We start from the raw sequence: 14710 nt of genomic DNA, 5'->3' as shown, positions 1-14710 counted from the left end.
CCCGTGGATGCAGGATGCGCCGACGCCGTCAGCTTGATAATCGGCCCGCCTTTCGCTTCAGTCATGCCTTCATGGAACAGATCGGCCTCGACCGGCTCACGGGCATCGTCGCCTTCGCCCGCTCCGCCTCCCTCGGCAGCTACTCGGCGGCGGCCCGCTCCCTCGGTATCTCGCCCTCGGCGGTGAGCAAGAGCGTGCAGCGGCTGGAGGCACGGCTCGGCGTGAGCCTCTTCACCCGGACGACGCGCTCGCTGACCCTGACGCCGGAGGGGCGCGACCTGCAGGAGCGCGCGCTCCGGCTCCTGCGCGAGGCCGAGGCGATCGAGCAGGCCGCGGTCGCGGCGCGCTCCGAGCCCGCCGGCATCCTGAAAGTGGCGGCGCCGATACCGGTCGGGGTGCACCTGCTCGCCCCGGCCCTGCCGCGGTTGCTGGCGCGCCACCCGAAGCTGTCGGTCGACCTGCGCCTGAGCGACCGCTTCGTGGACCTGATCGAGGAGGGCATCGACGTCGCGATCCGGGTCGGCGACCTCGCGGATTCCCGGCTGGTCTCGCGCCGCCTCGCGCCGCACCGGGTCTGCGCCTTCGCGGCCCCAGCCTATCTGGCGCGGCGCGGCGCGCCGCGGCATCCGGACGACCTCGTCCACCACGACTGCGTGAACTTCCGCTTCCAGAGCACGGGCCAAACCCTGCGCTGGCCGTTCCAGGTCGGCGGCCGCAGGGTCGAGATCACGCCGGATGCCGGCATCGTCGCGGATTTCAGCGACGCGGTCACGGCGGTGCTGGTGGCCGGCGGCGGCATCGGCATCTCGCCGACCTACATCGCCGCCCCCTATGTCGGGCGGGGCCTGCTGGTGCCGGTCCTGCAGGACTTCGCGGTGGAGCGCTCCGTCTTCACGGCGCTGTGGCCGGAGAGCCGCCGCGGCAATCCGAACGTGAAGGCCTTCCTCGCCTTTCTTGAGGAGATCTTTCCGTCCCCGGCGCCGTGGGACGCCATGCTCGCGCCGCCCGCAGGGGATCAGCCGGGCGGAGACGGACGTCCGGAGCCCGCCTGATCGGGCCCGGCATGCGGGGGCTCAGGCGGCCGCCCGCACCGTGTGATCGCCCTGCTGCTGGATCTCGATGAACACCCGGGTCACGTCGGGGCTGCGCGCCTTCAGCGCCCGGTCGAGGCGCGTGACGAGGCTCTCGACCTCGCCGGCGCTGAGGTCGTCGGCCATGTCGATGCTGAGATTGACCAGGATGTCGGAGGGGCCGAGGTGCTGGGTCAGCACCTCGTTGACGTGGAGAACGCCCGGCTCGGCGCGGGCCAGTTCGGAGATCGCCGCGACGACCTCGGGATCGGCCGCCTCGCCGATCAGCAGGCCGTGGGTCTCGACCATCAGGAACGCCGCCATGCCGATGAGCACGAGGCCGATGCCGACCGATGCCCAGCCGTCCAGGCTCGGCATCTCCAGGAAGTGGGACAGGGCCACGCCGCTGAGGGCGATCACTAGGCCGACCAGGGCGGCGGTGTCCTCGGCGAGCACCGTGAACAGGGTCGGATCCTTGCTGCGCCGGATCGCCCGCACGGCGGAGTGCTTGCCCTTCTCGGCCCAGAACTGGCGCATCGCCACGAAGAAGGACGTGCCCTCCGCCACGATGGCGAAGCCGAGGATCGCGACGTTCACCCAGAGGCCCGGCAGCCGGTAGCCGAACAGCTCCGCGTCCACGTCCGGCTCGGGGTGGCGGACCCGCTCGATCCCCTCGTAGACCGCGAAGAGGCCGCCGCCGAGGAAGATCATCAGCGCCACGACGAAGGCGTAGAAGTAGATCTCGCGACCGTAACCGAACGGGTGACGGGCATCGGCCGGGCGCTCGGCCCGCTTCATGCCGACGAGCAGCAGCACTTGGTTCGCCGTGTCGACCACCGAGTGCACGCCCTCGGCGAGCATCGCCGTCGACCCGGTCAGCGCCCCGCCGACGAACTTCGCCGCCGCGATGGCGAGGTTGGCCCCCGCCGCCGCGTAGATCGCCCCCGTGCTCTCGTGCGCCATCCGGAACTCCCTGCGCGGCCTGTGGGGCGCCGGGCTGTCGGGGCCCGGCACGGCGCCGCCGCGGCGATGCAAGCGTCGCGGCGGGCCGGTTGTTCCCGTGTGGACGCGGGCGGGTGCCCCGTGCAACCTGCGGCCGCCCAAGGAGTCCCGGAGGCAGCATGGCCGACGCCCGCTACGATCCCGACAACATCTTCGCCAAGATCCTGCGGGGCGAGATCCCCTGCCACCGCGTCTACGAGGACGCCCACACCCTGGCCTTCATGGACGTGATGCCCCAGGGCGAGGGCCACACCCTGGTGATTCCGAAGGCGCCGGCCCGGGGCCTGCTCGATGCCGACCCGGACTCGCTCGGGGCCCTGATGGTGAGCGTCCAGAAGGTCGCCCGCGCCGTGAAGGCGGCGTTCCAGGCCGAGGGTCTCACCCTGTTCCAGTTCAACGAGCCGGCCGGCGGCCAGACCGTCTTCCACCTGCACGTCCACGTCATCCCGCGGCGCGAGGGCGTGCCGCTGAAGCGCCACGAGGGCGGGATGGCCGATAACGGGGTCCTCGCCGAGCACGCCGCCCGCATCCGCGCGGCGCTCGAGACCCAGGCCTGACGATCAGGCCGCGCTCGCCGAATCGCCCGACTGGGCCATGCTGGCGAGCAGCCGGCGCAGGGCGGCGTTCTCGGTCTCAAGCTCGCTGATGCGTTTCAGCAGGAGGGTCACGGAGGCGTCCGTCGCGGCCGGATCGGGCGAGGCCGCCGCGGTGTCGGCCCGGGCCGGGGCCTCGAAGGTGACCCCGATGCCGTCCTCCCGGCGCCAGCGCAGGGTGGCCCGGTAGGTCCGGTCCTTCTGGGGGATGTAGAGATCGAACGCATCCGGAAGCGTGGTGGCCTCGCTCATGACGAGGCGCGCGCCGGCGGGAGACATGTCGCGCACCAGGCAGTCGAGGCTCGACGAGCCGTTGTTGAAGACGATGCGGCCCTTGAGGAAGACCCTCTGGCGCGTCTCTCTGCGATGCTCCGACATGCGGGCGCCTCCGGACAGCTGACGGTTCCGGGAAACCTGCACGCCAGCCCTTAAGGAATCTTCGTCGCGATCGCGGAGTCGGGCCCCGCGCCCGCGGGGCCGCGCGTCGTCATCGAGGATTTTGCGCCGCATCCATCGGGCGGATGGCTGGCCCGCACGGAGGCTTGGCGCACGGAGGTTTGGCGCGCGGCGCGCCGGTCCGACCGCCTCCGTCCGGTGCCCGGGCACCGGACGGTGCGCGCGAGCATCCCGCCAGCCTCAGGCGATGAAGCGCCGGTCCACCGTCTGGAACAGGTAGAAGCCGTTGAAGCGCACCGCGGTGTCGGCGGCCCGCCCGTCGAAGTCGAGGGGTTGCCGGCTGCCGTCGCAGAGCTTGCCGCCGAAGGTCCAGCGACCCGCGCCGATGAAGGGCGGGACGGTGCTGGCCTCCGGCACGGCGCAGCAGAGGCCTTCCTCGCCCTTGAGCTGGAACAGGTTGTAGCTTCGCATCCGAAGTCCTCCGCCTGGCCGCCCTCGGAGCCGATTTTCCCAATACAAGATTTCGCATTGCGAAGAATCGGCTTGACCGTGCTCATAATGGCACAATCGGTCGAGTTTGTGACGGTCAAGTTTCAGGGACGTTTCGGTTCAGCTCGTCGATCCAGATGCGCGCCGACCCGTCGGAGGGCGCGCGCCAGTCGCCCCGGGGCGACAGGGAGCCGCCCGCCGAGACCTTCGGCCCGTTCGGGAGCGCCGAGCGCTTGAACTGGCTGAAGCCGAAGTAGCGGGTCAGGAACACCCCGAGCCAGCGGCGGATCTCGGGGAGGTCGTAGGCGACCCGCTTGGTCTCCGGGAAGTCCGGCGCCCAGGTACCGCGCTCCCGGTCGCCCCAGGCGTGGAGCGCCAGGAAGGCGATCTTCGAGGGCCGGAAGCCGTGGCGGAGCGTGTAGAACAGGTTGAAGTCCTGCAGCGCGTAGGGGCCGATCGTCCCCTCCGTGCTCTGGGGGCTGTCGTCCTGGTCCACCGGCACCAGCTCGGGGGAGATCTCGGTGTCGAGGACCGCCTGGAGGGTGCGCGCCTCGTCCGGCCCGACCTCGCCGTTGCCGATCACCCAGCGGATCAGGTGCTGGATCAGGGTCTTGGGCACGCCGGCATTGACCGCGTAGTGGCTCATCTGGTCGCCGACGCCGTAGGTGCACCAGCCGAGGGCGAGCTCCGACAGGTCGCCGGTGCCGACCACGATGCCGCCGGCGTGGTTGGCCAGCCGGAACAGGTAGTCGGTGCGCAGGCCGGCCTGCACGTTCTCGAAGGTGACGTCGTAGACCGCCTCGCCCTTGGCGAAGGGGTGGTCCATGTCGGCGAGCATCTGCTTGGCGGCCGGGCGGATGTCGATCTCGGCGGCCGTGCAGCCCAGGGCCTTCATGAGCGCGTGGGCGTTGGTCTTGGTGGCGTTCGAGGTGGCGAAGCCCGGCAGCGTGTAGGCCAGGATGTCCGAGCGCGGGTAGCCGAGCCGGTCGAAGGCCTTGGCGATCACGATCAGCGCGTGGGTCGAATCGAGGCCGCCCGAGACGCCGATCACGGCCTTGCGGGTGCCGGTGGCCTCCAGGCGCTTGGCGAGGCCGGCGACCTGGATGTTGTAGGCCTCGTAGCAATCCTGCGCGAGGCGCGTCGGGTCGGCCGGCACGAACGGGAAGCGCTCGATCCGCCGCATCAGGCCGAGATCGGCCTCGGGCGGGTTGAGCCGGAACGGCACCCGGCGATAGGGCAGGGCGCGGCCGCGCGCGTCGTCGTCGAAGCTGCCCGCCTGCAGGCGCTCCTGGGCGATCAGGTCGAGGTCGATATCGGCCAGCGTCGTCACCGGCTTCTCGGGGAACCGCTCGCCCTCGGCGAGCCGCACGCCCAGCTCGTCGACGCTGGTCTGGCCGTCCCAGGACAGGTCGGTGGTCGATTCGCCCTGGCCGGCCGCCGCGTAGACGTACGCGCAGGCGCCGCGCATCGAGGCCGCCCGGGACAGGAGCGCCCGCGACTCGGCCCGGCCGACGGTGATCGGGCTGCCCGAGAGATTCGCCAGCACGGTGGCTCCGGCGAGCGCCGCGCGCATGCCGGGGGGCTCGGGCACCCACAGGTCCTCGCAGATCTCCACCCCGACCACGAGGCCCGGCAGGTCCTCGGCCGGGAACAGCAGGTCGGTGCCGAAGGGCGCCTCGTGGCCGGCGACCCGGATGGTCTCGCCGGCGATCCCGGCGCCCGAGGCGAAGTGGCGCTTCTCGTAGAACTCCCGGTAGTTCGGCAGGAAGGTCTTCGGGACGACGCCCAGAACGCGGCCGCCCTGGATGGCGAGCGCGCAGTTGTAGACGCGGTGCCGCCAGCGCAGGGGCGCGCCGACGATCAGAAGCGGCCGCAGATTCGCCGATTCGGCGACCACGCGGGCGGCCGCGACCTCGACCGCGTCGAGCAGGGTCTGCTGGAGCAGCAGGTCCTCGATCGCGTAGGCCGACAGGCCGAGCTCGGTGAAGACGGCGAGCGCCGCCCCCGACTCGTGGCAGGTCCGGGCGAGGTCGAGGATCACGCCGGCGTTGCGCTCGGGCTCGGCCGGGTGGCTCCGGCCGGTGCAGGCCGCGACCCGGGCGAAGCCGTGGCGGTAGAGGGAGCGGAAGCGCGCCGGCGATTCGGAGGCGGGTGGAGACACGGTCACCTGTCCGGATGAGGGGTGGCTGCGGGTAACATATGGGACGCGCGCGGTCCCGGCGATCGCGCCGCCGCCGGATCGCGTCGGGCTGCCCGCGACGACGGTTCGATCGCCGGCATGGTTTCCGCACCGCGGCCGACGGCAAGCCTCCATTAACGACGAATGGCCTAACTCAGGAACAGCCGCCGCGCGTCGGCGGATCCCTGTTTCGAGTATCGTCTGAGAACCCATGCGCGCATCGGGACGGCCTCCGTACTCCCACCGTGACCCCGCCCGCCCTGTCCGCGGCGGCGACCGCTCGGGCCTCTCCCTGGGAGCCCTGGCGCACCGGCTGATGGCGCTCCGCGCGAGCCTCACCCGCCGCCTCTCCGGCTCTCCCGCGGGCCTGCCCGCCCGCCCGTCCTACGGCGCGCCCGGGCGCCGGGCCGAGCCGAGCTGGCTCACCCCGCCGGGCGCGATGGTCGGTCGCGACGCCTCCGAGCGCGCGGCCGCCGTCCCGCCGGCGCCCCCGGCCCAGCCCGAAGCCGTCCCGGCCCCGGTCAAGGTCGCGCCGGTCGCTCCGCGCGCCGAGGCCGAGCGCGTGGTGATCCCGATGACGCCGCGTCCGGTCCTGCTCCGCGGCAAGCTGGCGCCGCAGCCGGAGCCGGTCGAAGCCGAAGGGACCGGCGAGGTCGAGGCCGAGCCCGTCGCGCCCGCCCTCGCGGCCCTCGAGGTCGCGGCGCTGCCGGCCCCCGCGCCGGTCTCGGTGCCCCTGGTGGCGCCCCGGGCGCACCTGATCCCGGCCGGCCGCCACCTCGAGATCGCGCCGATCGAGAACGCCGATTACGAGCTGCCGTCCCTGGAGCTGCTCGCCCTGCCGGCCCCCGGCGGCAGCGAGGAGGTCGACGCCGACGTGCTGGAGCAGAACGCCCTCAACCTGCAGCAGACGGTCCAAGATTTCGGCGTGCGCGGCGACATCCTGGCGGTGCGGCCGGGCCCGGTCGTGACCCTCTACGAGCTCGAGCCCGCCCCGGGCACCAAGTCCAGCCGTGTGATCGGCCTCTCGGACGACATCGCCCGGTCCATGTCGGCGGTCTCGGCCCGTGTCGCGGTCGTGCCCGGCCGGAACGTCATCGGCATCGAGCTGCCGAACGAGACCCGCGAGACCGTCTACCTGCGGGAGCTGCTCTCGTCGGCCGACTTCGCGGAGAGCAAGCACAAGCTGGCGCTGTGCCTGGGCAAGAACATCGGCGGCGAGCCGATCATCGCCGACCTCGCGCGCATGCCGCACCTGCTGGTCGCCGGCACCACCGGCTCGGGCAAGTCGGTGGCGATCAACACCATGATCCTCAGCCTGCTCTACCGGCTGAAGCCGGAGGAGTGCCGCCTGATCATGGTCGATCCCAAGATGCTGGAGCTGTCGGTCTACGACGGCATCCCGCACCTGCTCTCCCCCGTGGTCATCGACCCCAAGAAGGCGGTCATCGCCCTCAAATGGGCCGTGCGCGAGATGGAGGAGCGCTACAAGAAGATGGCCAAGATCGCCGTCCGGAACATCGACGGCTACAACGCCCGCATGAAAGAGGCCCGCGACAAGGGCGAGACCATCACGCGCACGATCCAGACCGGCTTCGACCGCCACACCGGCGAGGCGGTGTACGAGGACGAGGCGATGGACCTGGCGCCTCTGCCGTACATCGTGATCGTGGTCGACGAGATGGCCGACCTGATGATGGTGGCCGGCAAGGACATCGAGGGGGCGATCCAGCGGCTGGCGCAGATGGCGCGGGCGGCGGGCATCCACCTGATCATGGCGACGCAGCGGCCGTCGGTGGACGTGATCACCGGCACGATCAAGGCGAACTTCCCGACCCGGATCAGCTTCCAGGTGACGAGCAAGATCGACTCGCGCACCATTNATCCACCTGATCATGGCGACGCAGCGGCCGTCGGTGGACGTGATCACCGGCACGATCAAGGCGAACTTCCCGACCCGGATCAGCTTCCAGGTGACGAGCAAGATCGACTCGCGCACCATTCTCGGCGAGATGGGCGCCGAGCAGCTTCTGGGCCAGGGCGACATGCTGTTCATGGCCGGCGGCGGGCGCACGACGCGCGTGCACGGGCCGTTCTGCTCGGACAGCGAGGTCGAGACGGTGGTCGCCCACCTCAAGCGCCAGGGCCGGCCCAGCTACCTCGACGCCGTCACCGCCGACGATTCGCCCGAGGAGCCCGCCAAGGAGGGCGGCCGGTCCGGCCGGGGCAAGGCGGCCGCGGCCGACAAGGCCGAGCGGTCCGACGAGCCCGAGGAGGAGGCCCCCGTCTTCGACATCGGCGCCTTCGCGGCGGCGACCGGCGGCGAGTCCGACGATCTCTACAAGCAGGCGATCGAGGTGGTGCTGCGCGACCAGAAGGCCTCGACCAGCTACATCCAGCGCCGGCTGCAGATCGGCTACAACCGCGCCGCCTCCATCATGGAGCGGATGGAGATCGAGGGCATCGTCGGCCCGGCCAACCACGCCGGCAAGCGCGAGATCCTGGTCGCCGGGGCGGCGCACAGCTCGGCCGGGATGTACGACGACGAGTGAGACGCTGCCCGGGCCGCCTCCCTGCGCGGCGGCCCGGGCGTCGCATCTTCGCCACAGGGCGGGGTTCTAAAAGGGGGCTGCGAAACCCGCCCCGTCTTTGCGAGCGGAGCGAAGCACCCCAGGGTATCGCGCCATCCGGTATCGTGGCGCACCTGGATTGCTTCGCTCCGCTCACAAAGACGAGGGGACGGCAAGGCGTCCGCAGCGGCCCGCCCACCTCTGTTTCGCCGCCGGAGCTAGCCCGCGGCTCCTCAGGAGATTCTGCCGATGATCGGCCGCCGCATCCGCACAGCCGGCTCCGTGATCGCCGCCGGGCTGTGGCTCGCGACCGCCAACCCGGCCGAGGCGCAGGTGGGCGCCTTCATCGACAGCCTGTTCGGCCACAAGGAGGAGCCGGCCCCGCAGCCGGAGGCCGCCCCGGCCGCCCCCGCGCCGGCCAAGAAGCCCGCGCCCAAGGCCAAGGAGGCGAGCAAGGAGGCGAAGCCCGGCAGCGCCAAGTCCGGCAAGGGCGGCGACAAGGCCGCCGACAAGGCCGACCACAAGGCGCCCGAGCCGAAGGTCGCGGCGGTGGGCGCGCCGACGGCGATCGTCACCGGCGACTCGGCCGATCCCGCCACGCTGCTGGCGCAGGCCAACGGCTATTTCAACGGCATCAACACGCTGACGGGCAACTTCGTGCAGATCGGCGCCGACGGGCGCCGGATCGGCGGCAAGCTGACGCTCGCCAAGCCCGGCCGCCTGCGCTTCGACTACGACCAGCCCTCGCCGCTGGAGGTGGTCGCCGACGGCACCTCGGTGGCGGTGCGCGACCGGAAGCTCAACACTCAGGACCTCTACTTCATCGCCCAGACGCCGCTGAAATTCCTCCTGCGCGAGAAGATCGACCTCGCCCGCGACCTCACCGTCACCGACGTGGCGAGCGATCCGGGCGGCGTCCGCATCAGCCTGGAGGATCGTGCCACCCTCGGGGGCACCTCGAAGATCCAGCTGTTCTTCGACGCCGAGATGAAGACCCTGTCGCAGTGGCGGATCACCGATCCGCAGGGCTACGTCACCACGGTGACGCTCTCGAACCTGCAGAAGGGCAAGAGCGTCGACGGCAGCCTGTTCTTCATCAATTACGGCCGCGACGAGGACAAGGCGATGCAGCGGCAGATCCAGCAATCGCAGAAGTGACGGGGTCCGCCCTCACGCCGCCCCGAGCCCGGCCGCGCCGCCGGGCCGCCACCGGTCCAGCTCCCGATCGATCGCCCCTTCCGTGCCGTGCAGGAACTCCGCGGTCGGCAGGCCGGGGGCGAGCGCGGCGAGGTAGCTCACCACCACCGTGCCGGACCGGGTCGCCGCACCCCCGGGCCAGAACAGGCCGGAATTGAGTGCCACCGGCACCACCGGCAGGCCGAGCCGCCCGTAGAGCAGTTCGACGCCCCGCTTGAACCGCAGGGGCTCGCCGATCGCGCCGCGGGTGCCCTCGGGGAAGATCAGGATCGACCGGCCGGCCGCGACCGCCGCCCGGCCGCCGTCGATCATGGTGCGCAGGGCCTGGGTGCCGTTGGCGCGGTCGATGACGATCATCGGCGACCGCCGCAGGAACCAGCCGACCACCGGGATCGCCAGAAGCTCCCGCTTCGCGACGATCGCCACGTCCGGCACCAGGACCAGGAAGGCCAGCGTCTCCCAGGCCGACTGGTGGTTGGCGACGATCAGGCAGGGCTCGGCCGGCAGGTGCTGGCGGCCCTCCTCGACGTAGCGCAGCCCGACGATGCGCCGCAGCCCGCCCAGGATCCCGCGCGCCCAGAGCCGCGTCGCCCGGCGGATCGGTCGCTGCGGCGATCCGGACAGGAGGAAGACCGCCAGCGGCGCGAGGAACAGGGTCGTCCAGGCCGCCCAGTAGACGGCGAACAGGAGCGAGCGGGCATGTGCCATGGCAGGGCCTCGACGAGGGGCCCGGGACAGGGCAGGCCTTCGGCATAGCGCCGCGCGCGTGAAGAGGCACGGCATTTCGCAGCCCCGCCCCGGAGCGGACTGTCGCGGGCCGCGAAATCGGCTATCGGAGCGCGACCCCGTCCCAACCCCGGCCCCGCCCGTGCAGCTCACCGTCACGACCTGGAACATCAACTCGGTGCGCCTGCGCATCGACCTCGTGCTGCGCTTCCTCGCCGAGCACAAACCGGACGTGCTCTGCCTCCAGGAGACCAAGTGCCCGGACGACGCCTTCCCGCTGAAGGCCCTGCGCGGCTCGGGCTACGAGCACGTGATGTTCGCCGGCCAGAAGGGCTACAACGGCGTCGCGATCCTGTCGCGCTTCCCGCTGCACACCCGCGCCGTGATGGGCTTCTGCGAGCGCCCGGACGCCCGCCACATCTCGGCGGTGCTGGGGCCGGAGGCCGGGGCGGCCTCGGGGATCGTGCTGCACGATTTCTACGTCCCGGCCGGCGGCGACGTGCCCGACCGCGACCTCAATCCGAAATTCGCCCACAAGCTCGACTTCCTCGCCGAGTTGCGCGCCTGGGGCGGCAAGCGCGTCTCCGGGCCGGCGATCCTCGTGGGCGACCTCAACGTCGCGCCGCTGGAGCACGATGTCTGGTCGCACAGGCAGCTCCTCGACGTGGTGAGCCACACCCCCGTGGAGACCGAGGCGCTGGAGATCCTGCGCGGCGAGGCCGGCTGGGTCGACACGGCGCGCCATCTCACCCCGGAGCCGGAGAAGATCTACACGTGGTGGAGCTACCGGTCCCCCGACTGGTCGGCCGCCAACAAGGGGCGGCGCCTGGACCATGCCTGGGTGTCGCCGGACCTCGCCGGGACCGTCCGCAAGGTCGAGGTGCTGCGCGAGGCCCGCGCCTGGGAGCGCCCCTCCGACCATGTCCCGGTGACCCTCACGCTGGAGCTGTGACGGGGCGCGGAACTGCGGCGCGGTCCGAGCATTGCCCGCTCACGAACTCGTGACGTGAGCCAGCCCCGATGCGCAAGATCCTGATCGCCTTCCTGCTTCCCAAGGTGGTGTCCTACCTGCGCCGCCGCTACGGCGGCCCGCATTCCACGCGCCACAGGGCCTTCTGAGCCGCCCGTCCCGGCCGGCACCTGTGACCGCCGGGCGCAGGCCGAGGTCGCGGGGGCGGCCCTAGATCCGGCGGATCCCATCCGCCGAGGAGCCGCACCCGATGACCCAGGACCCGCGCGAGGCCGGCCCCCGGCCGCCGTTCCCCGGCGACCAGCAGCAGCCGCGCCCGGGCCTCACCGCGAAGATGAGCCCGCGCCCCGACCACGGCGAGGAGAGCTACGTCGGCAAGGGGCTCCTCGCCGGCCAGGCGGCGCTGATCACCGGCGGCGATTCCGGCATCGGCCGGGCAGTGGCGATCGCCTACGCCCGCGAGGGCGCCGACGTGGCGATCTCCTATCTCGAGGCCGAGCAGGAGGATGCCGAGGACACGAGGGCCTGGGTCGAGAAGGCCGGCCGCCGCTGCCTGCTGCTCCCCGGCGACATCCGCGCCGAGGCCCATTGCCGGGACCTCGTGGCGCGCACCGTGGCGGCGTTCGGGCGCCTCGACATCCTCGTGAACAACGCCGCCGCCCAGGTGGTGAACGAGGGCCTCGACGACCTGACGGCGCCCGATATCGAGGGCTCGTTCCGCGCCAACGTCTTCGCCATGTACTACCTCGCCCAGGCGGCGGTGCCGCATATGGGGCCGGGCGGGGCCATCGTGAACAGCACCAGCGTGCAGGCCAAGGTCGCCGGCCCGAACATGCTGATCTACGCCGCCACCAAAGGCGCGATCGCGAGCCTGACCATCGGCCTGTCCAACCTGCTCGCCCCGAAGGGAATCCGGGTGAACTGCGTCGCCCCCGGGCCGGTCTGGACGCCGATCCAGCCGATCGTGAAGAGCCCCGAGCAGATGGAGCAGCTCGGCGCGCAGACCCCGCTCGGGCGCGCCGGCCAGCCCGCGGAGCTGGCCCCGGCCTACGTGCTGCTCGCCTCCCGCGAGGGCAGCTACATGTCCGGGGCGCTGGTGCCGGTCACCGGCGGCATGCCGATGCTCTGAGGTTCCGATGCTCCGAGCGCCGCCGCTCCGAGCGCGCAGACCGCCTCAGCCGGTGGCGTATTCCAGCTCCGGCGCGAGAACCGCGTCGCTGTCGGGGTGCACCGTGACGGGGACCGTCTTGGCGGCGGGGGTCTTGCTGCCGATCGCGTAGTGCCAGATCGGCATCAGGACGTTGCACTCGGGATAGTAGCCCCCGATGCAGCCGATCGGGATATCGTAGGCCACGACCAGCAGGCCCGAGAGCTTGCGGTCGACGCCGTCGTCGGCGACCGTCCGGAGCGTGACGGGCTGGCCGATCTTGAGGCCCCGCCGGTCGATGTCCGAGCGGTTCATCAGCACCACTTTCCGCGTGTTCTTGATCCCCCGGAATCGGTCGTAATAGCCGTAGACCGTAGTGTTGAACTGGTCGTTGCTGCGCAGCGTCATCAGGCGCAGGGTGTCGTGGCCGACATCGGGCATGTCGGCATCCTCGTCGAGCCCGGTCGGGGTGACGAAGTTGGCCCGGCCCGACTCCGTGTGCCATTCGCGCCGGTTCGCCGGCAGGTCGCGCTGGAAGCCGCCCGGCTCCCACATGCGCCGCTCGTAGTCCCAGAACGAGTCCGGCAGCGTCTCGCCGATCTCGCGGCGGATCTCGGCGTAGTCCTCGCTGTACGCCTCCCAGCGCACCCGCGGGTTCGGGTCGAGCACGCGCTGCGCCAGCTCGCAGATCAGGCGGATCTCGCTGATCAGGTGCGGCGAGGCGGGCCGGCGCAGCCCGCGATTGCCGTGCACGCAGGCCGAGGTGTCCTCCATCGAGAGCACCTGCTGTCCCCTGGACGTCTCGATGATCTCCAGGCGGCTGATCACCGGCAGGATGTAGCTGATCGCGCCCGGGAGCAGCGCGGTCCGGTTGAGCTTGGTGATGACGTTGATGGTCAGGGGGATTCGCCGCCACGCCGGCTCCATCTGGCCGTGGTCGGGGATGGCGCGGGCGAAGTTGCCGCCGAGCATGAAGAAGGCGCGGACCTCGTCGCGCAGGATCGCCTCGCAGGCCTCGACGGTGTTGTAGCCCGCCTCGCGGGGCGGCTCGAACTGGAACTGCTGGCCGAGCCGGTCGAGGTCGAACAGCTCGGGCTTCTCGGTGATCCCCATCGTGCGCTGCCCCTGCACGTTGGAGTGGCCGCGGATCGGGCAGATCCCGCTGCCGGAGCGGCCGATATTGCCGCGCATCAGCAGCAGGTTCACCAGCATCTGGACGGTCTCGACCCCCGCCCGGTGCTGGGTCAGCCCCATGCCATAGACGCCGATCGTCGCCTTCGCGTGACCGTAGACGTGGGCGGTCGATTCCATGTCGGCGCGGTGCAGGCCGGAGCGGCGCTCCAGCTCGTCCCAGTCCTGGGCGCGCAGCCAGGTGGCGAAGGCGTCGAATCCGTGCGTGTTGTCGCGGATGAAGGTCTCGTCGAGGACGGCGTCGCCGCCCCGGGATCGGGCCTCGTCGTGCAGGGCGAGGACCGCCTTGCAGATGCCCGCGATCGCCGCGAGATCGCCCCCCGCCTTCACCTGATGGTACTGCGAGCTGATCCGCGTCGCCTTCCCGGTGAGCATCTCGGTGGGCGATTGCGGGTTCAGGAACCGCTCCAGGCCGCGCTCGCGCAGCGGGTTGTAGGTGATGATCGGGACCCCGCGCCGGCTCGCCTCCTGCAGCGGGTGCAGCATCCGCGGCGCGTTGCTGCCGGGATTCTGGCCGAAGAACATGATGCAGTCGGAATGGGCGAAGTCGTCGAGCGACACCGAGCCCACGGCCTGGCCGATGCTCGCCGGCAGCGCCACCGAGGTCGTCTCGTGGCACATGTTGGACGAGTCCGGCAGGTTGTTGTTGCCGTAGAGCCGGGCGAAGAGCTGGTAGAGGTAGCTCGCCTCGTTCGACAGGCGGCCCGAGCTGTAGAACACGGTGCCCGTCTGCCGGTCCTCGACGGCCCTGAGCTCGCGGGCGATCTCCTCGACGGCGTGGCCCCACGAGACCGGCACGTACTTGTCGGTGGCCGGGTCGTAGCGCAGCGGATGGGTCAGGCGGCCGGTCTGCTCCAGCCGGTAATCGTCCCAGTCCAGCAGCTCCGTGACCGTGTGGGTGGCGAAGAAATCCGGCGTGCAGCGGTGGGCGGTGAGTTCCCAGGCCACGGCCTTCACGCCGTTCTCGCAGTACTCGAAGGGCAGCGGGCTCGCCGGCTTCACCCAGGCGCAGCTGTTGCACTGATAGCCGTCGACCTTGTTGTGCCGGCTGAGCGCGATCGGCCCGCTCGCCAGCACGCCCTCGCGCCGGAGGATGTTGCCGACCGAGAGGGCGGAGCCCCATCCGCCCGCGGGGAGGCGATAGGGTTTGAATTCGGGCTTGTCCAAGGGGCGATCTCCGGAC

Annotated in this window: 11 protein-coding genes and 2 pseudogenes; 7 read left to right on the top strand and 6 right to left on the bottom strand. The window is 71.4% G+C overall.

Annotation, left to right across the window (positions count from 1 at the left end; all coding sequences use genetic code 11):
* The first annotated feature begins 71 nt into the window (after nucleotides 1–71).
* The gene (locus MOTC310_RS31420) at nucleotides 72–1052 is read left to right on the top strand and encodes a LysR substrate-binding domain-containing protein (protein WP_331304603.1); all 981 of its coding nucleotides are present in this window, start codon (nucleotides 72–74) and stop codon (nucleotides 1050–1052) included.
* 21 nt (nucleotides 1053–1073) lie between these two features.
* Here the strand turns inward: MOTC310_RS31420 and MOTC310_RS31415 are convergent, their stop codons facing one another.
* Nucleotides 1074–2033: a cation diffusion facilitator family transporter gene (locus MOTC310_RS31415; RefSeq protein WP_331291020.1), complete on the bottom strand. Its 960-nt coding sequence runs from the start codon at nucleotides 2031–2033 to the stop codon at nucleotides 1074–1076.
* Between the two features lie 158 nt (nucleotides 2034–2191).
* Between MOTC310_RS31415 and MOTC310_RS31410 the strand changes: the two genes are divergently transcribed.
* Nucleotides 2192–2629 carry an HIT family protein gene (locus MOTC310_RS31410; RefSeq protein ID WP_331304602.1) on the top strand — a complete coding sequence of 146 codons (438 nt, stop codon included), beginning with the start codon at nucleotides 2192–2194 and terminating at the stop codon, nucleotides 2627–2629.
* A 3-nt stretch (nucleotides 2630–2632) separates the two neighbouring features.
* Here MOTC310_RS31410 and MOTC310_RS31405 read toward each other — a convergent pair whose 3' ends face one another.
* The 3 genes from MOTC310_RS31405 to MOTC310_RS31395 all read right to left on the bottom strand — a co-directional run bounded on the left by MOTC310_RS31405 (nucleotide 2633) and on the right by MOTC310_RS31395 (nucleotide 5711).
* Nucleotides 2633–3043, bottom strand: a complete 411-nt coding sequence (locus tag MOTC310_RS31405; protein WP_331304601.1) for a PilZ domain-containing protein — start codon at nucleotides 3041–3043, stop codon at nucleotides 2633–2635.
* A gap of 258 nt (nucleotides 3044–3301) precedes the next feature.
* Nucleotides 3302–3532, bottom strand: a complete 231-nt coding sequence (locus tag MOTC310_RS31400) for a hypothetical protein (RefSeq protein WP_012320685.1) — start codon at nucleotides 3530–3532, stop codon at nucleotides 3302–3304.
* Nucleotides 3533–3647: 115 nt separating this feature from the next.
* The gene (locus MOTC310_RS31395) at nucleotides 3648–5711 is read right to left on the bottom strand and encodes an NAD(+) synthase (RefSeq protein WP_091976887.1); all 2064 of its coding nucleotides are present in this window, start codon (nucleotides 5709–5711) and stop codon (nucleotides 3648–3650) included.
* Nucleotides 5712–6045: 334 nt separating this feature from the next.
* Between MOTC310_RS31395 and MOTC310_RS32955 the strand changes: the two are divergent.
* The 3 genes and pseudogenes from MOTC310_RS32955 to MOTC310_RS31380 form a co-directional block, all read left to right on the top strand.
* Nucleotides 6046–7593: pseudogene (locus tag MOTC310_RS32955) on the top strand (DNA translocase FtsK); the annotation flags it as partial.
* A pseudogene (locus MOTC310_RS31385) lies at nucleotides 7586–8278 on the top strand (DNA translocase FtsK); the annotation flags it as partial. The pseudogenes MOTC310_RS32955 and MOTC310_RS31385, both read left to right, overlap by 8 nt.
* Before the next feature lie 267 nt (nucleotides 8279–8545).
* Nucleotides 8546–9454: a LolA family protein gene (locus MOTC310_RS31380; protein WP_331293945.1), complete on the top strand. Its 909-nt coding sequence runs from the start codon at nucleotides 8546–8548 to the stop codon at nucleotides 9452–9454.
* Nucleotides 9455–9466: 12 nt separating this feature from the next.
* On the opposite strand, the gene MOTC310_RS31375 is transcribed toward MOTC310_RS31380, so the two are convergent.
* Nucleotides 9467–10201, bottom strand: coding sequence for a lysophospholipid acyltransferase family protein (locus MOTC310_RS31375; RefSeq protein WP_331293944.1), 735 nt, complete (start codon nucleotides 10199–10201; stop codon nucleotides 9467–9469).
* 160 nt (nucleotides 10202–10361) lie between these two features.
* Between MOTC310_RS31375 and xth the strand changes: the two genes are divergently transcribed.
* Nucleotides 10362–11171: an exodeoxyribonuclease III gene (gene xth, locus MOTC310_RS31370; RefSeq protein ID WP_331304599.1), complete on the top strand. Its 810-nt coding sequence runs from the start codon at nucleotides 10362–10364 to the stop codon at nucleotides 11169–11171.
* Between the two features lie 268 nt (nucleotides 11172–11439).
* The gene (locus MOTC310_RS31365) at nucleotides 11440–12318 is read left to right on the top strand and encodes an SDR family oxidoreductase (RefSeq protein ID WP_331293942.1); all 879 of its coding nucleotides are present in this window, start codon (nucleotides 11440–11442) and stop codon (nucleotides 12316–12318) included.
* Nucleotides 12319–12363: 45 nt separating this feature from the next.
* Here the strand turns inward: MOTC310_RS31365 and MOTC310_RS31360 are convergent, their stop codons facing one another.
* Nucleotides 12364–14694: an FdhF/YdeP family oxidoreductase gene (locus MOTC310_RS31360; protein WP_331304598.1), complete on the bottom strand. Its 2331-nt coding sequence runs from the start codon at nucleotides 14692–14694 to the stop codon at nucleotides 12364–12366.
* Between the last annotated feature and the right edge of the window lie 16 nt (nucleotides 14695–14710).

This window comes from Methylobacterium oryzae (genome assembly GCF_036441375.1).
Classification (GTDB): domain Bacteria; phylum Pseudomonadota; class Alphaproteobacteria; order Rhizobiales; family Beijerinckiaceae; genus Methylobacterium; species Methylobacterium oryzae_A.
This window is presented reverse-complemented; position numbering and strand designations above follow the sequence as displayed.